16 protein-coding genes, 1 tRNA gene and 1 other RNA gene are annotated in these 19,714 nt (G+C 62.1%); 7 read left to right on the forward strand and 11 right to left on the reverse strand.

The features are described 5' to 3' along the window. Positions 1–216: 216 nt before the first annotated feature. A complete protein-coding gene (locus tag QP965_RS10465) occupies positions 217–1,491 on the forward strand; it encodes a galactokinase family protein (RefSeq protein WP_284844894.1) in 1,275 nt (424 codons plus the stop codon). Positions 1,492–1,503: 12 nt separating this feature from the next. Here QP965_RS10465 and QP965_RS10470 read toward each other — a convergent pair whose 3' ends face one another. The 5 genes from QP965_RS10470 to QP965_RS10490 form a co-directional block, all read right to left on the reverse strand. After that, the gene (locus QP965_RS10470; RefSeq protein ID WP_284844893.1) at positions 1,504–2,898 is read right to left on the reverse strand and encodes an RNB domain-containing ribonuclease; all 1,395 of its coding nucleotides are present in this window, start codon (positions 2,896–2,898) and stop codon (positions 1,504–1,506) included. 25 nt (positions 2,899–2,923) lie between these two features. Then, positions 2,924–3,371: RNase P RNA component class A (rnpB, locus tag QP965_RS10475), an RNA gene on the reverse strand. 15 nt (positions 3,372–3,386) lie between these two features. After that, complete coding sequence (locus QP965_RS10480; protein WP_284844892.1) at positions 3,387–4,517, reverse strand: bifunctional RNase H/acid phosphatase; 1,131 nt, start codon at positions 4,515–4,517, stop codon at positions 3,387–3,389. Beyond that, on the reverse strand, positions 4,517–5,233 hold the full coding sequence (locus tag QP965_RS10485; RefSeq protein ID WP_005324390.1) for a zinc ribbon domain-containing protein: 717 nt from the start codon (positions 5,231–5,233) through the stop codon (positions 4,517–4,519). The genes QP965_RS10480 and QP965_RS10485 overlap by 1 nt, the downstream gene beginning before the upstream one ends. Beyond that, positions 5,234–6,373, reverse strand: a complete 1,140-nt coding sequence (locus QP965_RS10490) for a Nif3-like dinuclear metal center hexameric protein (protein ID WP_284844891.1) — start codon at positions 6,371–6,373, stop codon at positions 5,234–5,236. It lies immediately after the preceding gene. A gap of 95 nt (positions 6,374–6,468) precedes the next feature. Here QP965_RS10490 and QP965_RS10495 point away from each other — a divergent pair, with 95 nt between their 5' ends. Both QP965_RS10495 and QP965_RS10500 read left to right on the forward strand, forming a co-directional pair. Then, positions 6,469–6,960 (forward strand): low molecular weight protein-tyrosine-phosphatase, encoded by a 492-nt coding sequence (locus QP965_RS10495; RefSeq protein WP_239228280.1) that lies wholly within the window; start codon positions 6,469–6,471, stop codon positions 6,958–6,960. Positions 6,961–6,970: 10 nt separating this feature from the next. Further along, a complete protein-coding gene (locus QP965_RS10500; protein ID WP_284844890.1) occupies positions 6,971–7,978 on the forward strand; it encodes an SURF1 family cytochrome oxidase biogenesis protein in 1,008 nt (335 codons plus the stop codon). Between the two features lie 843 nt (positions 7,979–8,821). Here the strand turns inward: QP965_RS10500 and QP965_RS10505 are convergent. Together QP965_RS10505 and QP965_RS10510 are read right to left on the reverse strand one after the other, a co-directional pair. Continuing rightward, positions 8,822–8,894: transfer RNA gene (locus QP965_RS10505), tRNA-Val, on the reverse strand. Between the two features lie 68 nt (positions 8,895–8,962). Beyond that, positions 8,963–9,361 carry a DUF3052 domain-containing protein gene (locus QP965_RS10510; RefSeq protein ID WP_005324380.1) on the reverse strand — a complete coding sequence of 133 codons (399 nt, stop codon included), beginning with the start codon at positions 9,359–9,361 and terminating at the stop codon, positions 8,963–8,965. Positions 9,362–9,698: 337 nt separating this feature from the next. Between QP965_RS10510 and aceE the strand changes: the two genes are divergently transcribed. After that, entirely contained in the window at positions 9,699–12,446 is a 2,748-nt protein-coding gene (gene aceE, locus QP965_RS10515; RefSeq protein ID WP_225746658.1) for a pyruvate dehydrogenase (acetyl-transferring), homodimeric type, read from the forward strand. A 112-nt stretch (positions 12,447–12,558) separates the two neighbouring features. Here the strand turns inward: aceE and QP965_RS10520 are convergent, their stop codons facing one another. Beyond that, positions 12,559–13,557, reverse strand: a complete 999-nt coding sequence (locus tag QP965_RS10520) for an alpha/beta fold hydrolase (RefSeq protein WP_284844889.1) — start codon at positions 13,555–13,557, stop codon at positions 12,559–12,561. Positions 13,558–13,584: 27 nt separating this feature from the next. On the opposite strand from QP965_RS10520, the gene QP965_RS10525 reads away from it, so the two are divergent. After that, a complete protein-coding gene (locus QP965_RS10525) occupies positions 13,585–13,878 on the forward strand; it encodes an acyl carrier protein (protein ID WP_284844888.1) in 294 nt (97 codons plus the stop codon). Continuing rightward, positions 13,875–14,660, forward strand: a complete 786-nt coding sequence (locus QP965_RS10530; RefSeq protein ID WP_284844887.1) for an HAD-IIA family hydrolase — start codon at positions 13,875–13,877, stop codon at positions 14,658–14,660. Before QP965_RS10525 ends, QP965_RS10530 begins: the two co-directional genes overlap by 4 nt. Before the next feature lie 78 nt (positions 14,661–14,738). On the opposite strand, the gene QP965_RS10535 is transcribed toward QP965_RS10530, so the two are convergent. Together QP965_RS10535 and QP965_RS10540 are read right to left on the reverse strand one after the other, a co-directional pair. Next, positions 14,739–15,149, reverse strand: coding sequence for a hypothetical protein (locus QP965_RS10535; protein WP_200435398.1), 411 nt, complete (start codon positions 15,147–15,149; stop codon positions 14,739–14,741). Positions 15,150–15,624: 475 nt separating this feature from the next. Then, a complete protein-coding gene (locus QP965_RS10540; RefSeq protein WP_284844886.1) occupies positions 15,625–16,419 on the reverse strand; it encodes a serine hydrolase domain-containing protein in 795 nt (264 codons plus the stop codon). A gap of 352 nt (positions 16,420–16,771) precedes the next feature. Here QP965_RS10540 and QP965_RS10545 point away from each other — a divergent pair, with 352 nt between their 5' ends. Next, positions 16,772–18,442: an alkaline phosphatase D family protein gene (locus tag QP965_RS10545; protein ID WP_284844885.1), complete on the forward strand. Its 1,671-nt coding sequence runs from the start codon at positions 16,772–16,774 to the stop codon at positions 18,440–18,442. 147 nt (positions 18,443–18,589) lie between these two features. Here the strand turns inward: QP965_RS10545 and QP965_RS10550 are convergent, their stop codons facing one another. After that, positions 18,590–19,678, reverse strand: coding sequence for an alkene reductase (locus tag QP965_RS10550; protein ID WP_284844884.1), 1,089 nt, complete (start codon positions 19,676–19,678; stop codon positions 18,590–18,592). Between the last annotated feature and the right edge of the window lie 36 nt (positions 19,679–19,714).

Below are 19,714 nucleotides of genomic sequence, written 5' to 3' on the forward strand. Positions count from 1 at the left end.
GCTGCCGCTGATATGGTTTGTGCCCACACTACCCACGCTGTCCCATTGATGCCCGCTAGAATGTGGGGCAGCACAATTCTTTTATACGAATCCATGTCGTATTCCCCGCCACCGCGCACATAGGTGGCGGGCGTTCGTTGCTTTAAACGCGCCACCGCGTGTGTGGGGCAACGAAGACTACTGGTCCCAGAACCTGGAAAAGGAGCTTTAGCACCCATGCCACTGTGGTCAACGCCTGCAGAGCCCGTAGCCGAGCGCGCCGCCCGAGCACATACCGAACTCACAGGCAGCGCTCCAACGCATACCGCCAGCGCGCCGGCAACGTGGTCCCTCATTGGTGAACACATTGATCACTTCGGCGGCATTGTCGCCATGTGTGTGGGAAAGTTGCGCGCTGCAGCGGCGGTAAGCCCGCGCACCGACGGCGTGGTGGCCGTACATTTCCACCCAGCTCAGGGCGAGACTGCCCATGACTCGATTAGCCTGCAGGCGCTTGCAGAACTGGCAACGGCGCAACAGCCCACCACGGATGCGGAAGGCCAGCCAGTTATTCCGCCGGCACCACAAGGTGGGTTGGCGGCCCGTGTGGGCGGCATTGTCCACACGATGATTAATCGTCAGTTGCTCTCCCGGGAGACGGCCGGTGCGGATATCACCATCGCCTCCGATATTCCAGAAGGTACGGGTTTGGGCGCGGATGCCGCTGCGGACGTCGCGGTGGCGCTAGCGCTCATGGGCGCGGATGCGGACCTCGATGCGCCGCTGAGGGCCCGAGTGGCGGATGTCTGCGCCCAGGCCGTTTCCACCTTCGCAGCGCGGCCGCCACTGCGTGCACGCCACAGCGCAGCGCTGCGCAGCACGGGTGAGGGCGTGTGCATCATGGACTACGCCGATGGTTCTGTCACCCACGCCCCGCATGTGGTGGGCCGCGAGATGTCCGCCTTTGCGGTAGCAGTGCCGGAGGATTTTTCCGCGCAGGAGGAAAAGGCCATCGCCGATATCCGCCAGCGCCAGCGCTTTATCGATGATGCCTGCCACTCCTTTGGCACCGATTCGCTGCGCTTGCTTCCCGACGCCCAACAGCGCGTCCTCGACTGGCTCAAGGCCGTGCACAAGGTCTACGGCGAGGACGGCCGCCCGAGCATCAGCGCCGCCACGGAGTGGATGGCCTTTTATGAGGAAGAAACTGAGCGCGTAGAAAAGTTTGCGCGCTGCCTGCGCTCGCACCGCGGCGCGGAGCTCTTCCCTATCCTGTTGCAGTCACAGTCTTCCTTGGCCAATATCTACGGCTTGGATTCGGCAGAAAAACTCGCCGAATTGGTCACGGTTCGCGGTGCCGTAGCGGGTCGATCGGCGCATGCCGGCACCTCGAACGCGGTCATCGCTTATGTTCCGGCGAAAAGCGCGCACAATTTCGCAGCTGACTTGGCTGAAGACGGGCTGCTCGTCGTCGAACTGCAGCCAGGCGAGGCCGCCCACGGCGAAGGCTAGAAGCCCCGCCGGCTAGTCGGCCGGCCAGGCAAAGAGAACCTCGCGCGAATCGGTATTCGCCGTCACCAGTGAGACAGTGGTTTCACTTCCGGTTTCCGGTGCGCCCACGCATTGGGCGAAGACGGGTGGCTCCGGTACGAAAATCCGTGCCTTGTCCCGCTTCGGATCGCCGCGGACCACAGTGGCTGAGAAATTGGTACCGAGCCAAGGCCGCAGCACGGTGGCCTCAGTCAGGTTCAGGCAGGCCTTATCCACTTGGGAGGCGAGCTGCGACGTCGAACGCATCGCACCGATGACCTCCGTGGCGCTGCCCGTTACCCACTCGGGAACCTCATAACCGCCGCATAGCGCTAGGCAGACCTCCGTGGCGAACCTATCGGAAAGGCGCCGCAGCGGCGCGGTGACGTGGGCGTAGTAGCCACCAATACCGGCGTGTACCTGTGCCTCCTGCTCGCCGAGCCAGGCATAGTCGGCTCCGCGCAAAAGGCTTTGAGCTTCGCGCATGACGGCCATGCCGCGCGGGGAATCGGCGTCGACGGTGAGCAGGAATTGGGGAATGGGGGCGTCGCCAAGCGCAAAGCCTAGGGCCTGCGCCTCGGCGCGGAATTGGCGCTCATGCTCCGGTTCAGCCCCGGGCAGGGTGCGCAAGAAGCCCACGCCAGCTTCCTGCATGAGGCGCCCGGCGCACATGCCGGCGAGCAGCGAAATTTCGGAGTTATAGTCCATGACCTCATAACGCGGCTCGATGATGAGCTCAAAGGTACCGTCCTCGTTGTCCACCACCCGCTGGGAGGGCAGGCGCAAGGAAATGGCCTCGCGGCGCAGGGAGGATTCCTGGCGCAGCCGTCCGACCACTGGCAGCAGTGCAATAGATGGGTGGAGGTTGCCGGCCGCAAGATCCGCATGCGCGCCTTCATAATCCAGGCGGGCCTGGGAGTAAATGAGCGCGCGCTCGACGTGGAAGGACTCCACCTCGCCATTGCCATCCAAGTCAAAGGTCCACAACACGGCCGGCTTATCGGTGCCAGGCAGTAGCGAGGCTCGGTCCTCGGAAAGCTCTGGCGGGTGCAGGCGCGCGGGTTCATCGGGAAGATAGATGGTCTGGCCGCGGCGGAACGACTCGCGCTCCAGCTCGCTGCCGGGCTCGATGAAAGCAGCAACGTCCGCGATGGCATAAAAGACGCGGTACCCGCCCTCGCGTTCTTCGATGTAGACCGCCTGATCCAAGTCCATGGAACCGGCGGGATCCAGGGTCACGAAGGGAATGTCGCGGGCGTCGCGGCGCGAGTCGGCGTAGCGGTCCTGCGCGCGGGCGGCCTGGGCGGTGACCTCTGCCGGAAAATCGGTGGCCACCGAAAATTCTGTGGCAATGGCGCGGAAATCGAGCGGGGCGGCGTAGAGCTTCATGCCCACCACCATAAACGTAGTAGGGCGAATGAGCCGGCCTATAAGCCGGATTCTGTCTAACCGCGGCACTCCCTGGGAAGCACCGCGCGGTGAACATCCATCTAGACCAACCGTTGCCAGTTGGTTCCAGCAGCTACCTTCAGGCTCGAGCGAGCAGCCTTAAAACGCCTGATCGGGCCCCGCAACGTGGCGGGGCCGTGATGCCTTGCTCCCGGTGGGGTTTACCCAGCCACCGCCATCACTGACGGTGCTGGTGCGCTCTTAACGCACCGTTTCACCCTTACCTTGTGGCTCCAACTCGGCCGAAACCAAGTGGAGGTACAAGGCGGTCTACTTTCTGTTGCACTTGCCCGCGGGTTTCCCCGGGTTGCCGTTAGCAACCACCGTGCTCTGTGGAGTCCGGACTTTCCTCGGCGCCCACGCGGCAGCACGCGGCTGCCCGTATGAAGCGACGCGATCACCCGGCCGGCTCATTCGCGTTCCTTATTCTAGCGCAGGCCTGCCAGGTGGCCCACATCGTTAAATCCGTGCACCATAGAGCCGCCTTCCCAGAACTCCACCTGCGAAATGGCAGCCAGGTCGAGGAAGAGGTGCCCAAAGGTGGCTGGGCCGGCATCTAGCGCCTGGCGAATGAAGGACTTAATTGGATTGACGTGGCTGACCACCAGCACGGTCTTTCCTGCGAAGCGCTCTTGGAGCTCCTTGCGGGTGGTGCGCACGCGGCGGTTGACCGCCTGCAGCGATTCACCGCCCGGACAGGCGACGCTCGCATCATGCAGCCATTCCTCGTGTAATTCCGGATCGCGCTGGTGGGCCTCGGCTGCGGTCTTGCCTTCCCACGCACCGAAGTCCACCTCGATGAGGCCTTCGACGGTCTCTACCTCGATATCCCGGCCATTGGCCACGGCCGCCGCGGTCTCTTGGCAGCGGCGCAGGGGCGAGCAGACGATGGCGTCAAAGTCGGCGTCGGCAAGCGCTTGCGCCGCGGCGAGCGCCTGCTTTTGGCCAAGCTCGGTAAGGCCCGGATTGGCGCGCCCCGAGTACTGCTTGGCAGCCGACATCTCCGTCTGCCCATGGCGCAGCAGGATAAAGCGGGTGGTAGGTCCGCGGTCCCCCAGCCAATCGGTGGGGTGCGGCGCGGTGGTGTCCTGCTCCGCGGCTGGTGCTGGCTCGGAGTCTTCTTCGCCGGCAACGATGCCTTCGGGGTGCCCGGCGGCCGCGGCATCCATGGCGTCATTAGACAGGGCGTCTGCCACCTTGTTTTTGGCGCGCGGCACCCAGTCCAGGCTGAAAGAGGAAAAGCCGTTGATGTACTCGCGGGCGCGCAGGGCCAGCTTCTGCATATCGGGGTGCTTGATCTTCCAGCGGCCGTTGATTTGTTCCACCACCAGCTTGGAATCCATGTGGAATTCCACCTCGGTAGCGCCCATCTCGGTGGCAGCTTCGAGCCCGCGCAACAGGCCGTTGTATTCGGCGACGTTATTGGTTGACTTGGTACCTACCACGTAGACAATCTCGCGCAGGATGCGCTGCCCGCTGCCGTCATAGATAACGGTGCCGGAACCGGCTACTCCGGGGTTGCCGCGGGAGCCGCCATCGGCGTAGATGATGACCTTCATTAGACCAAGCGCACCAGGTAGGAGCCGCAATCGCCGCACTGCGGCAGCTCATCGGCCGGGGCATTGCGCACAGCGTTTTGCTCGGCCGGCGGCAAGACGATAAAGCAGCCGCCGCAGGCGCGGTTGGCCTTGAACTGGGCGGCGCCTACGCCATTTTCCTCGCGCTGGGTATCGTACTCGCTGAGCACTCCGGCGGGCAGTTGGTCGCGCAGCTCGCCGATGCGCACGGCCGGGTCTTCTTGATTGGCGGCCGCTTCCTTAGCAGCCTCGGCCGCACGGCGCAGCTTTTCCAGCTTGCGCTCGGAATCAGAAACGCGCGCGCCGTGGACGTCCAGATTGGAACGCAGCGCGTGCACCTCGTTATGCGCCTCCTGCAGCTCGCTCATGAGGTCTGCGATGCGGGACTTGGCCGCGTAGAGATCGTGCTCCAGATCCTTGCGGGTTTCTGGGTCCACTGCGGCGCCGAGCTGGCGCTTATCATCGCGCTCGCGCTGGCGCAGCTTGCGCTCATCGGCCTGGATGCGCAGGATTTCAGTCTCCATGTCATCGACGGCCATCTGCGCAGAACCGGAGGCATCTAGCAGGCGCTTGTGCTCCTCTTTGGCCTTGTCATACTCGGCTTGTTCCGGGATTTCCTTCTCGGCGCCATGGCCCTGCGAGCGTTCCAGGTTGGCCAGTTCCAGCAGTACCGGCTGTAGTTCTTGCGATAGTTTCACTTATGACTCCTTTGGGTGCGCAGAGATAGTCCACGGGTCGGTGCGCAGGCTAATAATTTCCGTATCCAGTTCTAAAGCATCCTCTACGATATCGCGCGCCTGGGCCGTCCACGGAAATTCGCTGGCCCAGTGGGCGGTATCGATAACAGCGGGGCCGCCGGCGCGCAGGTGCTCATCCACCGGGTGGTGGCGCAGATCCGAGGTAACGTACACGTCCACGCCTAGCTTCGCGGCCGCAGAGAGGAAAGAATCTCCCGAACCGGAAGACACGGCCACCGTACGCACTTTCCGGTCCGGATCGCCGGCGGCGCGGATACCCCAGGCGGTCTCCGGCAGGGCGTTGGCCACCTGCTGGGTGAACTCGCGCAGGGTCATCTCCTGCGGCAGCTCTCCCACACGGCCCAGGCCGAGCGCCGTATCCAGGTCCTGGTGGCCGGCGGTTTCCGTGATGTCGTAGGCCGGCACCTCATAAGGGTGGGCGGTGTGCAGGGCCTTCAGCAAGGAGGAGCGAAGTGCGGCTGGGGCGACGAACTCGACGCGGATTTCCTCGCCGCGGTGCAGCGCGCCGATCTCGCCCTCGGTGGGGTCAGCGCCCTCTTCCGGCTGGAATTGGCCCGTGCCCGCAATGTCGAAGGAGCAGTGAGAGTAGGCGCCGATGTGGCCCGCGCCGGCGTCGAAAAGCGCCTGCTTTACTTCCGCGGCCGCGGCGACCGGCACGTGCACGCCCCACTTATCCACACCCTGGGGTTCCGGCACGATGGGCCGGCCGGGGTTGATGCCTACCAGCTCCGCGAGCTTGTCGTTGACGCCCGGCCGCGCCTTATCCGCGTTGGTATGGGCTGCAAAGAGGGCAACGCCATTGCTGACCAGCGTGTGTACGACCTTGCCCTTGGGCGTATCGGCCGCCACGGATTCCACCCCGCGCAGCAGCAACGGGTGGTGGACCACGAGCATGTCCGTGCCGAGCTCCACCGCGCGCTCGGCCACCGCCTGGGTGCAGTCCAGAGCGAAGGTCACCCGCTTTACCTCCGCGGCCGGATCGCCGCAGATAAGCCCCACGGCATCCCACTTTTCCGCCAGGTGCGGCGGATAAGCCTCATCGAGTACGCGGCGGACATCGCCCACGCTCACAGCGGACATAGAGGTGCTCCTTTATGCTCGTTTCATGGAATAGTTACTACTGCTATATCCTATCTTCCGCACCACAGTACTATTCGCGCGAAGGGGTTTTCCGCATGACCGAATCCGATACCCGCTCCGGCCTTTACCTCGTCTTTGTCTGCACCGGAAATATCTGCCGCTCCCCCATGGCAGAAATCATCGTGCGCGATGAAATGGAAAAGGACATGCTAGACCTCGTCGCCACCGTAGATTCCTGCGGCCTAGGCGGCTGGCATGTGGGCCAAGGCGCAGATGAGCGCGCGATTGCCGAGCTGCGCCGCGGCGGCCACGATGGCGGTTCCCACCGCGCGGCCAAGCTAGGCGCCGAGCACATGGACGCTGATCTTTTCATTGCTATGGACAAGGGCCACCGCGAAGCCCTCATTGAGCACGGCATCGACCCAGCCAAGATTCGCTTGATGCGCAGCTTCGACCCCAACTCCCCGGAGGACGCGGACGTGGCAGACCCCTATTACGGTTCCACGGCGGATTTTGAAACCACACGCAAGAATATTGAGGCCGCCGTGCCTGGCCTGCTGGATTGGATTCGCGCTAACCGCGACTAAACTAGGCCCCATGCTAAAGACGTTCCTTAAGCCGGGTTGGGTTCTACTGCTGCTGTTCGTCGTGGCTTTTTCCTACCTGGCTTTTACCGTCCTTGCCCCGTGGCAGCTGGGCAAGGACGATGACATTGTGGAACGCAACGAGCTCATCACCCACGCCTACGAGGCCGCCCCACAGCCGGTGGAAGACCTCGTGGATGGCAACGGCGCCATCAAGGGCGATGAGTGGTCCCGCGCCACCCTGCACGGCCATTACCTGCCGCAGGATGAGGTGCTGCTGCGCCTGCGCCCGGTCGATTCCGGCCCGTCCTACCAATCCCTGGTTCCCTTCCGCACCGATTCCGGCCTGACCATCTTGGTCAACCGCGGCTGGGTCAAGGCCGGCGAGGCCAACGCCGTGCCGGATATCCCTGACGTTCCCTCGGGCGAGACCACGCTTACCGGCATGATCCGCGCCGATGAGGCCAAGCACCAGTCCGCCCCCATTAAGCAGGAGGGCTACCAGCAGGTCTACTCCATCCATACGGAGCAGATTGCCTCGCTTATCGACGCCCCCTTGGCCCACGACTACATCCAACTCTCCGCCGACCAGCCCGGCGTGCTCAATCCCATGCCTATCCCGCAGCTCGACCGTGGCAACCACCTCTCCTACGGCTACCAGTGGATTGCCTTCGGCATCATGGCCCCGCTGGGCTTGGGCTACTTCGTGTGGTCCGAAATCCGTGAGCGCCGCCGCCTGCGGGAGGAGGAAGAGGTCTTGGCCGCCCTCGACGCCGATGCCTCAACTCCATCCGAGCCCGCCGATGCCTCCAGTGCAAGCTCCGCACCGGTAGAAGCCCCGTCCCCCGCGACCTCCCGGCGCGACGCCCACGCGGCCGCTGACGACGCCACCGATACCGCCCCAGCCGTTCCCGCCGCGTCCTCCTCGCATGCCGCCAGCCGCCGCAATCGCTCGCGCTACGGCGACTCTAAGCCGGATCACTACGCCAAGCTGAACAAGCGCCGCCGCGAGCGCTACTAGGGCCTCTGCCTGCCTAGGCTATTTCTTGAACATCCGCCCAGGCCCCGAATCAGCCACGTTAATGCGTTATGCCCTCCCCTCTTGGGGCATAACGTGGCCACAAGTTGGCTATCGAGGTTTTAACTCCTTAACGCTGCCAGCCACCTAAGCCCACCAACACAAAATGTCGTTTAACTCGACACGCCGCAAAACAACACAAGCTGTCGTTTAGGCCTCGGATGTCGTGGGGGTTAAGGGTCAGAAAGTGTGTCTGGAAACGGGGATTTTTAGGCTCTGACCTTTGAGTTAACGTCAAATATACGCTTCGGGAGCATATATCTGGCCTTGGGACGCTAAAACCCCGGTGTGGCTGCCAATCTGTGGTAGAAGACGGTCGTTCGACCACACTGCTACTGCGGTGAAGATACAAAATGCAACAAATCGGACAGCCGAAGCTTCGACCGATGGCGGTTTTAACCAGGTGGCTCTCCGCCATCAAGATTCACTCCCGATGCCCCCAATGCAGCAGTATTTGCCCAGCCCATCGCCTGCTGCGCTGCGCCGACAACCTGAACGGAACTAGCTCAAAGAATTGGCTCTAGTGCCGCGCACGTTGGGACGGTTGCGTAGTAGAAGCTACCTAGCCGGTGTTTCCTAGCGCACCGTCGGCCGTACTGATTATCCCAACGACTAGGACTTCACTTACACCGTCTACGCCCAGTCAGCCGGCCTGGAAGCTGGCAAATCTAACCCCACCGACACGCCGAACCAGACACACATTTTGACCCTTAACCCTGTCGTGGCGTTGTCGTGGGTATATGAAAGAGCCCCTTTCCGATTTCTCGAAAAGGGGCTCTGACCTTGTGCGGCCTGAGGGGATCGAACCCCCGACCTATTGGGTGTAAACCAATTGCTCTTCCAGCTGAGCTAAAGCCGCATGCGCTCTTGCGCTGTTAGAAACAGTAGCGCAGGTTGCTAAAGCAACACAAATCGGCAGGTAAAGCCCTACTTCTTGGTGTAGCCGCGCTGCACCAAGCACGAGCCTTGCCACTCGCCTAGGCGCTCCGCCTTGGTCTGCACCAGGCCTGCCAGCTGAGCGGACTCAGAGATGAGCCCAGGCTCTACGGTTCCCGGCTTGCCGGCACCTGGAGTAAGCAGCCAGACTGCACCGTTATCGGCCAGCGGGCGGCTCGCGTCCACCAGTCCATCCACAAGGTCGCCGTCTTCTTCGCGCCACCAAAGAAGGACTACATCGCACAGCTCGTCATTTTCTTCTTCCAAGAAGTCATCGCCGAGCACGGCCTCGATCGATTCAGAGATTGCGGTATCGCAATCCTCGTCCCAACCAAGCTCCAGGGCGATTTGCCCTTCCTTGATTCCGAGCTTGACTGCAGCGTCAGCCACTATGCATTTCCTTCCTATTTTAGTGAATGTCTGGTCCGCGTATCACCCGCATCCTGCGGGTAAATCGCGGCTTAATAGAAGTATTTTAACGCCCACCGGCCCCTTTTACCCGCCTAAGGCCCGCAATTCCCCCATTTTGCAGGCCCTACCGCCAGCGCAGCTGGCTCCACAGAGTTAGCAAACTACCCTCTTTTACCCCACCGAATTTTACAAAGATACTGGTTATGGCGATGTAACGTACCGCACGTCCCCTTAAGTCGGACTTCACAACGACTGTGGATCTGTGAGCGCGTATCCTAGTAGGCAAACTGTGCAGACCCTTAAATAGGAGGTTTAAATGGCCGAGAAGGACGCCCACCAGGGCGACTCCAACTTCCCCCTCATCCGCGACGGCGTTGCATCGTATCTTCACGATAATGATCCAGAAGAGACCCGCGAGTGGATGGACTCCCTCGATGGTCTGCTGGACCACTCCGATCCGGAGCGCGCACGCTACTTGATGCTGCGCCTGCTCGAGCGCGCCACTGCGAAGCGCGTTGAGATGCCGTCGTTGACATCTACGGACTTCGTCAACACCATCCCCACCACCATGGAGCCGGAGTTCCCAGGTGATGAGGAGCTGGAAAAGCGCTACCGCCGCTGGATCCGCTGGAACGCAGCCATCATGGTGCACCGCGCACAGCGCCCGGGCATTGGCGTGGGCGGCCACATCTCCACCTACGCAGGCGCTGCTCCGCTGTATGAGGTCGGCCTGAACCACTTCTTCAAGGGCAAGGACGATCCTTCGGGCGGCGACCAAGTCTTCTTCCAAGGCCACGCTTCCCCAGGCATGTACGCGCGCGCATACATGGAAGGCCGCCTGACCGAAAAGGATCTGGATAGCTTCCGCCAAGAGGTCTCCCGCGGTGAGGGCGAGGGCCTGCCGTCCTACCCGCACCCGCGCCTGATGCCATGGTTCTGGGAATTCCCCACCGTGTCCATGGGCTTGGGCCCGATTAACGCTATCTACCAGGCACGCTTCAACAAGTACCTGGAGACCCGCGGCATCAAGGATACCTCCAAGCAGCACGTCTGGGCTTTCTTGGGCGATGGCGAGATGGACGAGCCAGAATCCCGCGGTTTGCTGCAGATCGCATCCCTCTACGAGCTGGATAACCTCACCTTCGTGGTCAACTGCAACCTGCAGCGCCTTGACGGCCCGGTTCGCGGTAATACCCAGATCATCCAGGAGCTGGAGTCTTTCTTCCGCGGTGCTGGCTGGGAGGTCATCAAGGTTATTTGGGGCCGCGGCTGGGATAAGCTGCTGGAAAAGGACACCGAGGGTGCCCTCGTCAACGTCATGAACACCACCTCCGACGGTGACTACCAGACCTTTAAGGCGAATGATGGCGCCTATGTGCGTGAGCACTTCTTCGGCCGCGATGAGCGCACGGCCAAGCTGGTAGAAGACATGTCCGATGATGAGATTTGGGCACTGCGCCGTGGCGGCCACGATTACCGCAAGGTCTACGCTGCCTACGCTCGCGCGCTGGAGAACAAGGGCACCGGCAAGCCAACCGTCATCCTGGCGCACACCATTAAGGGCTACGGCTTGGGCCACAACTTCGAGGGCCGCAACGCCACCCACCAGATGAAGAAGCTGACCCTGGATGACCTGAAGCGCTTCCGCGATAAGCAGGAGATTCCGTTCTCCGATGCGGAGCTGGAGAAGGATCCGTACCTGCCGCCGTACTACCACCCGGGCAAGGATTCCCCGGAGATCAAGTACATGCTGGAGCGTCGTAAAGAGCTCGGCGGCTTCCTGCCGGAGCGCCGTGAGGACTTCACCCCGCTTGAGGCACCTGCGCTGGATAAGCTGCGCTCCGTGCGCAAGGGCTCCGGCAAGCAGGAAGTAGCCACCACCATGGCCCTGGTGCGCACCTTCAAGGAGATCATGCGCAACAAGGAGCTGGGCAAGCGCGTTGTGCCGATCATTCCGGACGAGGCCCGCACCTTTGGTATGGACTCCTGGTTCCCCACCATGAAGATCTGGAACCCACGCGGCCAGAACTACGTGCCGGTTGACCATGACTTGATGCTGTCCTACCGCGAGGCTACCGACGGCCAGATCATGCACGAGGGCATTTCTGAGGCCGGCGCCGCCGCCTCCTTCACCGCGGCAGCTACGTCCTATGCCACCCAGGGCGAGGCCATGATTCCGCTGTACATCTTCTACTCGATGTTCGGCTTCCAGCGCACCGGCGACGCCTTCTGGGCGGCCGGTGACCAGATGGGCCGCGGCTTCATTATCGGCGCTACCGCCGGCCGCACCACCCTGACCGGTGAGGGCCTGCAGCACATGGACGGCCACTCCCCTGTCCTGGCCGCTACCAACCCGGCAGTGGTTTCTTATGACCCGGCCTTCGGCTACGAGGTGGCGCACCTGGTCACCCGCGGTATTGAGCGCATGTACGGCAAGGACCATGAGGCCATCATGTACTACCTCACCGTCTACAACGAGCCGGTGCACCAGCCGGCCGAGCCGGAGGACTTGGACGTGGAGGGCCTGCACAAGGGCATCTACCACTTCAACACCGCTGAGGGCGGCTCCATTGCTGCCAATATCTTGGCTTCCGGCGTGGGCGTGCACGAGGCGCTGCGCGCGCAGCAGCTGCTTGCCGACGACTTCGATGTCAAGGCCTCCATCTTCTCCGTCACCTCCTGGAACGAGCTGGCCCGCGACGGTGCCCGCCGCAACAAGGAGGCCCTGCGCAAGGGTGAGGAGCCGACCGAGGCATTTGCTACCTCCCAGCTCAAGGGCTACGAGGGCCCGTTCGTTGGCGTCTCTGACTTCACCACCGAGCTGCAGGAGCAGATCCGCCCGTACGTCCCAGGCACCTACATCACCTTGGGCGCGGATGGCTTCGGCTTCTCTGATACTCGCGAGGGCGCACGCCGCTACTTCAACATCGATGCCGAGTCCATCGTCGTCGCCGTACTCGATGGCCTGGCTCGCGAGGGCAAGATTGAGCGCTCCGTAGTGGAGAAGGCAGCCAAGGATCTCAAGCTGGATGATCCAACCGCTACCACCCACATCGAGGACTAATTCCCGCATTGGTGCGAGCTAAACCCGCACCAATGCGTTACAAGTAAGGCGCCGCCGGCTTTACCGCCGCGGCGCCTTTTCGTGCCTCGAGAGGCTCCTTCGAGACGCCTGCCTACACCGCGTCGAGAACGCGGCCGAGCGCCGCGGAGATGGCTTCAGGGTCTTCGAGAATCACCATATGTCCGGAGCCTTCTACCGTCTGCAGGCTCGCGGCGGGCCAATTCTCACAGAGCACTTCGGATTGCGAACGCGGGGTGACGATATCGGCGGTGCCCACCACTACCTCACCGTGGAGTTTGGCCAGTCGTTCTGCGGCACCATACTCGGCGTGATCCAAAAGGTCATCGAAGAAGCCAGAGTAGGAGGCCAAGGGGGTATCGAGAAGCATGGCAACATGGAACTGCAGCTTCTCCATCTGGGGAAAGCCGGCTAGGGTCACGGCAAAAAGCGGGGCAATAAAGCGGGCAACTTCGAAGCGGGCACTATCAACGCGCCCGGGCAGGCGCAGGCACAAGCGGTAGAGCGCGTGCAAGGACTTGGACTGCAAGATCTGGGCCACACCCTTGGCCGCAAAGCGACGCATAGAAGTAGAAATCAGCAACGCGCCCTTGATGCGCTCATACACCTCGGCCGGCGCACGGCGGATGAGGTTCAAGGCAACCATGCCGCCCAGGGAATGACCCACGATGACCAAGTTGCCGCGGGGAGCGCGCTCGCGGATGACGGCTAGGACGTCGTCGGCAGCCGCGTCAACGGTGCACTCTCCTGGGGCGACCGTGGAGGACTGCCCATGCCCACGCAGGTCCACCAAGAGTGCGCGGGCATTGCGGCCGCGCAGGTAATTGGCCTGGTCATAATAGGCTTCTGAAGACAGGCAATAGCCGTGAATAAACACCACCGTCACCGGGGCGTCCTGCTGGCCTACTTCATACCAGGCGATGTCTAGGCCACCGTGGTCCACGGTGCCGGACGCGCTGATGTGGGTAAGCCCCGGCTCGGTAGAGGGATCATGCAATCCGCCATAAAGCTTTTCTAGCTCGGCGCGGTGCGAGGGGCGCAGGCGCTTGAGCCAACTACGCGCCACAACGGAAGAACGTTTTCTCAATGCCATAACGGGATCAATACTAGACTGGTGGGCATGGCAAACGACCTCAGTGCCCAATTGCAGGCAAAGTTCAATGCGAGTGCGCCGGACAAGGAGCCGGAGCGAGATACTCTCGGCCAGCTCATCGCACTCATCCACAAGGTCACCGGGACCGAGGAAGACATGGGCCGCGAGACCCGCCTGAAAGATATCGGGATAGAGTCGCTCGATCTGGTGGAGCTCACCGTGCGCGCGGAAGAGGCCTTCCAAGTCCGCTTTTCTGAGGAAACGATGCTCAACAGCGAAACCATCGGCGATATCGCCGAGTATGTGGAGGATCACCAATGATTTCTTATCTATCAGACATGGACGGCGTGCTCATCAAAGAAGGTGAGATGATCCCTGGCGCCGATAAGTTTATCCAGGCACTTAAAGACAATGACATCGAGTACATGGTGCTGACCAATAACTCCATGTCTACCCCGCGGGACCTATCTGCCCGCCTGCGCAATACCGGCCTGGACATTCCCGCTGAGCGAATCTGGACCTCCGCTACCGCCACCGCGAACTTTCTTTCCAGCCAGGTAAGTTCCAGCAAGGCCTACGTAGTGGGCGAATCCGGCCTGACTACCGCCATGCATGAGGCGGGCTGGATCCTCACCAACGATGACCCGGACTTCGTGGTACTTGGTGAAACCCGCACTTATTCCTTTGAAGCCATCACCAATGCCATCAATCTCATCCGTAATGGCGCACGTTTTATCGCCACCAACCCGGATGTTACCGGCCCGGCTCCTGAGGGTGTACTGCCGGCCACCGGCGCGGTGGCCGCGTTGATTACCGCCGCCACCAACCGCGAGCCTTATTACGTGGGCAAGCCTAACCCGGTCATGATGCGTTCCGCGCTGAATACTATCGGCGCCCACTCGGAGCACACGGTTATGATTGGTGACCGCATGGATACAGACGTGAAGGCGGGCCTTGAGGCCGGTATGCGCACGGTGCTGGTGCGCTCCGGCATTTCCGATGACCACGAGATTTCCCGCTACCCGTACCGCCCGTCGGCCGTGCTGAAATCCGTGGCGGAGCTGCCAGACAAGATCCTGGATCCTTTCGCAGAGGCAGAATAGCCCGTTCCCGAGGAGACCATCGGGCGGCAAAAGCACAGGGTTGGCCAGCAGCAGCTGGCCCAACCCCTGTTGTGCTTTCTACGGCAGGCGCACTGCGGCACTAAAGCCGTGGCGCTGCGCGAGGTAGCGCACGACGCAATCAAGCGCGTCCAACTCCTCGCGGGTGCCGGTAAGCACCTGGTGGCAGCCAATACCGCTGCCTGCGTTGGCGCAGGCGCTGCCGCCTTGGGCAAGCGCCGCTACGGAAAGCCCATCCCGGAACCAACGAGTGCACCACTGAGCGGTCAGTGGGTCATCGCCCGGAATGATAAATTCCGACTCGGTACGGATGCACCGATCCATGGCGTGTTCAATCTCCGAGCGCAGCTTGCGCGGCATCCCGGAAATCTTGAGCACACCGGTGACCACGGTGGCGCCGCCGTTGACGGAGGGCCACGTGGAGGTGGAGGCCGGCTGTTCAACCGGCGCAGGGTTAACGCACGTATTCATAGCCGATTCTCCCTCGACATAGATCACCACCGCACGAGGCCTGCCGGCCCGGCGCGATGCAAGACGAGCTTCGTCTTCCCCAACGAACTGTCTGATGCGTCTGCTCACAATTTTCCTGCGTCACACCCCTCCCTACAACCCTCAACTTTCACTTCAACCCCCATTCGCTAAACCTCAACCCTAGGTACAGACTGGGACTAAAGTTGCAGGTGAAACCACTGTTACAAATGTGAAATTTGGAGTTTGCTGAGAAAATTCTGCCCCTCCTTGACGGCAGGCAACAGAAGCCCTGCTCACGCCCGGGAAAGCGCAACTAGGATCTCACGCAACCGCTGCCCGTGCGCTCACGCCGGCTTCCCGCGCAGGATGGCCACATTTCGCACGAAATTCCCCAATTTCTCCCCGCCCCACGGGGGAGCCTTCCACCACTCCACTTTCCCCAGTGGAAGGCGCTCGTTCCGCCGAAGCGGGCAGATTATAAAGAGTTCCAGATGTCGGTATTTGTATCGTGCCAGAGCGGCTTGCACCATTCGCCAAAGTCGCGGTTTGTGAGCGCGACCATGGCATAGTCGCCGGCGACCCAAAGGTAGGTGCCGGACATGCCGAAGTGGCCGACGGCGTCGGCAGGCAAGGCGCCCATCCAGTGATCCTTATCGCCGCGGATTTCAAAGCCTAGGCCCCAGGTGCAGTCTTTGAAGCTGCCATAGCCCGGAACGATGCCGCGCAATCCGTCGAAGTGAACGCGGCGCATGTCGGCCACGGTGGAAGGGTGCAGGAGTTGTGGGTGCTGAACTTCCGCAGCAAAGGCTGCGAGGTCCTCCACTGTGGAAACCAAACCGTGCCCGGCCGAGCCTTCCAGCCGGGTGGACTCCATGCCCAGCGGGGCCAAAATGCCTTCGCGCAGGTACTCGGCAAAGTCCATGCCCGTAGCTTCGGCCACGGTATCCGCGGCCCACTCATAACCGGCCGAGGAATAGATGCGGCGCTCACCCACCGGCTTCTGCGACTCCCGGGAATCAAAGGAAATGCCAGAGGCATGTGCAAGCAGGTGCTCGAGCGTGGAGCCTTCCGGGCCGGCTGGCTGCTCTAGCTCCACGGCTCCTTCTTCCACGGCCAGCATCACGCCGTAGGCCGCGACCAGCTTGGTTACCGATGCCACCGGAAACTCGCGGGCGGTATCCCCCACCGTTTCTTTCACTTCGCCGCGATGCACTAACGCACCGGCCACCGTATCCGCGGGCCACTGGCTAATTTGGCTAAATTCACTCATACCCTCTAGCCTACTGAGCCGCATTCGGAAGGACTGGACCGCTTTGGGCGCGCCTTTTCGAGCCGGTCACTCTTTTGGCCCACTGGGTCCCGCACACCTTAGGTCGAAGGTGATCGGGCCGATCTGAGCGAATGGACCCCTCAATTCAGCCCTAAAGGCCTCAAATCAGCCCGATCAGAATGGACCTAAGCCACAGAAGCCGGCGAAAGCCCCTCGAAACCGCCCAACCGCCAGACGCGGCAGGACCGCAGGAGGCCGCCCAAGTAAACCACCGGTTAAAACAACAAGAACATTTTATGGAATCGGGCAAGAAACGGTTGCACACCCATTAGACATGAGAAAACTTTCAACCATGTCTAATAATTCTAAGAACACGGGCAGCGCAGTTAACCGCCGCCGCTTCCTGCAATCCACCGGTACCGCCGGTGCCGCCATCGCTCTGTCCGGTGCAGCCGCCAACGCACAAAGCAGCCTCTCGCCGCGCGTGGAGCAGCACATGGTGGAGCCCAAGCTGGGCGAGCGGCCCTTCCTCCACGGTGTGGCCTCGGGCGACCCGATTCCGGACTCGGTCATCTTGTGGACCCGCGTGACCCCGGATGCCGATGCCATGCCGGGATCCGGACTAGGCGAGGCCACCCGGGTGGAGTGGGAAATTGCCAAGGATGAGGGCTTTGGGGACGTCGTCAAGCGGGGCGAGGTGACCACCGACGCCAGCCAGGATCACACCGTGCACGTGGACCCGCACGGCCTGGAGCCGGAGACCGTGTACTTCTTCCGCTTTAAGGCGCAGGATAAGTACTCGCCCGTCGGCCGCACCAAGACCGCCCCGGCGCTGAGCGCCTCCCCGGAAGAGCTCACCTTCGGCGTGGCTAGCTGCGCTAACTGGGAGTCCGGCTTCTTCAATGCCTATGGCGATATTGCCCAGCGCGGCCGCGCGGACCAGCTGGATTACATGATTTTCTTGGGCGACTATATCTACGAGTACCCGCAGCGCGAATACGCTGGCTATGGCCCGGTGCGCCTGCACCACCCGGCGCACGAGATTATCTCGCTGGAGGATTACCGCATCCGCTTCGGACGCTACCGCACCGATGAGAACCTGCAGGCCGCACACGGCGCGTTGCCGTGGGTTGTGGTGTGGGATGACCACGAGGTGGCCAACGATAACTGGCGCGAGGGCGCCGAGAACCACAGCGAAGGCGAGGAAGGAGCCTTCCTGGACCGCCGCAACGCCGCGATGCAGGCCTACTTCGAATGGATGCCGGTGCGCGCGACCAACCCATCCGAGCAGGGCCACCTCTACCGCAGCCTGACCTTCGGTGACCTAGTGGAGCTAACCATGATGGACCTGCGCACCTACCGCGATGAGCAGGTGCGCTTTGGCCCGCGCAAGATGGCCGCCGAAGGCCGCACGATGCTCGGCTCTGAGCAGTACAACTGGCTGCTCAATAAGATTGAGACCTCTTCTGCCAAGTGGAATATGCTGGGCAATTCCGTCATGTTCTCCCCCATGAACCTGGCTACCCTGCAACAAGAGGACAAGACCAAGCCGGTTTCTTCCTCGCTGTCTTCCAATATCACCGGCATTCCGGTCAATGGCGACCAGTGGGATGGCTACTCGGCGGAGCGCCGCTTGCTTATCGACGCCCTCTCAAAGCACGACTCCCACACCCTCTTTGTCACCGGCGATATCCACTCCGAGTGGGCGCACAATATCAGCAAGGACGGCCGCATCTTTGGCGCCGAGATGGTCTGCGCCTCCGTGTCTGCACCCAACGTGAACGAGCAGCTGAAGCTGCCGGAGGGCAATGAGCTTTCCAAGCTGGCCGAGCGCTACTTGATGGGCGCCAACCCGCACACCCGCCACGTGGATCTGGACCACCACGGCTACAGCTATGTCACCGTGCGCCCGGATTCGGCGGAAATGCACTGGTTGCGCGTGGATAACCTGCTCACCGCCAAGTCCCCGGTGCGCGAGGCCGTGACCATGACCTGGCGCCCGGGTGAGGGCTACACCAAGTAGTTGTAAGTTCTGTCACATGACAGGTACTCGGTGTTAACGAACGAGTAGTACACCTTCGATAGGGATAGTGAAAGACCCTCTCTGGGGAATTTCACTACCTATCACTCGCCCGCCTGTCGGGCCCCCTTTGGTGCCGCGGATTCTTCCCTAGTCCGCGGCATACTCATAGTCGATGTAGCCGCGCTCGCCGCCCAGGTAGAACGTATCCTGGTCCGGCTCGTTAAGCTCGAGGCCCTCGCGCCAGCGGCGCACCAAGTCCGGGTTAGCGATAAGCTGGCGGCCCACCACTGCGGCGTCCACATAATCCAGCTCGATTTCGCGCTGGGCATCCTCCTTGGAGGTAATCGTGGGGAAGCCATCATTCATGAGCACCTTGGTCACGCCGTTTGCGCGTGCCTTCTGCGCCAGCGTGGCGATGAGCTCGCTGTCCGGCTCGCCATGCAGCAGGGATACATAGGCCAAGTTCAGCGGTGCTAGGGCGTCGAGAAGCCCGCCGTAGGTGGCCAGCATGTCTTCCTGATCGTCTTCGATAACACCCTGCACATTGTGTGCCGGGGAGAAACGCACGCCCACGCGGTCGGCCCCGATTTCCTCTACCACGGCGCGAATGACCATCTCTGGCAGGCGCCAGCGATTTTCCGGGCTGCCGCCAAATTCATCCTCGCGCTTATTGGACGAGGCCGCCATAAACTCGTGCAGCAGGTAGCCATTCGCGTTATGGATCTCCACTCCGTCGACACCGGCATCAATAGCCCGGCGCGCACCCTGGCGGAATTCATCCACGATGCGCGGCAGCTCTTCCTTCTTCAGCTCGCGCGGCACCGGCGCATCCATCTTGCCAGCGAAGCCACGCACGGTTCCGTCCCAATCGAAGGCGCTGGGCGCCTCCGGGTTCGCCCCATCAATCAGGTCTGGGTGGCTCGTGCGGCCGCCGTGCATGATCTGCATGAACAGGGTGCCTCCTTCCTCGTGCACGCGGTCTGCGACGGCGCGCCAGCCTTCTGCCTGCTCGTCGGTGGCAATGCCTGCCTGGCCCGGGAATGCGCGGTTGGTCCACGCCGGGAAGGTTCCCTCCGTAACCACCAGACCGGCCGTGGCACGCTGCGAGTAGTACTTCTGGTGCAGCTCGGTGGGTACACCGCTTTCGCCTGCACGCTGGCGGGTCAGCGCCGCCATGGTGACGCGGTTATCTAGCTTGAATCGGCCAAGTTCCAGTGGTTCGAAAAGTGAAGTCATGCCCAGTGCAACGCGCAGCCGGGCTGCACTATTTCA

The sequence above is a fragment of the Corynebacterium sp. MSK074 genome (assembly GCF_030229735.1).
In the GTDB taxonomy this organism is placed as follows: domain Bacteria; phylum Actinomycetota; class Actinomycetes; order Mycobacteriales; family Mycobacteriaceae; genus Corynebacterium.

What these genes read in the sequence shown, in the direction of transcription:
- aceE (WP_225746658.1), top strand. Translation starts at nt 9,699, where the DNA reads ATGGCCGAGAAGGACGCCCACCAGGGCGACTCCAACTTCCCCCTCATC.
- QP965_RS10530 (WP_284844887.1), top strand. Translation starts at nt 13,875, where the DNA reads ATGATTTCTTATCTATCAGACATGGACGGCGTGCTCATCAAAGAAGGT.
- QP965_RS10500 (WP_284844890.1), top strand. Translation starts at nt 6,971, where the DNA reads ATGCTAAAGACGTTCCTTAAGCCGGGTTGGGTTCTACTGCTGCTGTTC.
- QP965_RS10550 (WP_284844884.1), bottom strand. Translation starts at nt 19,678, where the DNA reads ATGACTTCACTTTTCGAACCACTGGAACTTGGCCGATTCAAGCTAGAT.
- QP965_RS10495 (WP_239228280.1), top strand. Translation starts at nt 6,469, where the DNA reads ATGACCGAATCCGATACCCGCTCCGGCCTTTACCTCGTCTTTGTCTGC.
- QP965_RS10545 (WP_284844885.1), top strand. Translation starts at nt 16,772, where the DNA reads ATGTCTAATAATTCTAAGAACACGGGCAGCGCAGTTAACCGCCGCCGC.
- QP965_RS10465 (WP_284844894.1), top strand. Translation starts at nt 217, where the DNA reads ATGCCACTGTGGTCAACGCCTGCAGAGCCCGTAGCCGAGCGCGCCGCC.
- QP965_RS10525 (WP_284844888.1), top strand. Translation starts at nt 13,585, where the DNA reads ATGGCAAACGACCTCAGTGCCCAATTGCAGGCAAAGTTCAATGCGAGT.
- QP965_RS10480 (WP_284844892.1), bottom strand. Translation starts at nt 4,517, where the DNA reads ATGAAGGTCATCATCTACGCCGATGGCGGCTCCCGCGGCAACCCCGGA.
- QP965_RS10540 (WP_284844886.1), bottom strand. Translation starts at nt 16,419, where the DNA reads ATGAGTGAATTTAGCCAAATTAGCCAGTGGCCCGCGGATACGGTGGCC.
- QP965_RS10490 (WP_284844891.1), bottom strand. Translation starts at nt 6,373, where the DNA reads ATGTCCGCTGTGAGCGTGGGCGATGTCCGCCGCGTACTCGATGAGGCT.
- QP965_RS10520 (WP_284844889.1), bottom strand. Translation starts at nt 13,557, where the DNA reads ATGGCATTGAGAAAACGTTCTTCCGTTGTGGCGCGTAGTTGGCTCAAG.
- QP965_RS10535 (WP_200435398.1), bottom strand. Translation starts at nt 15,149, where the DNA reads ATGAATACGTGCGTTAACCCTGCGCCGGTTGAACAGCCGGCCTCCACC.
- QP965_RS10470 (WP_284844893.1), bottom strand. Translation starts at nt 2,898, where the DNA reads ATGAAGCTCTACGCCGCCCCGCTCGATTTCCGCGCCATTGCCACAGAA.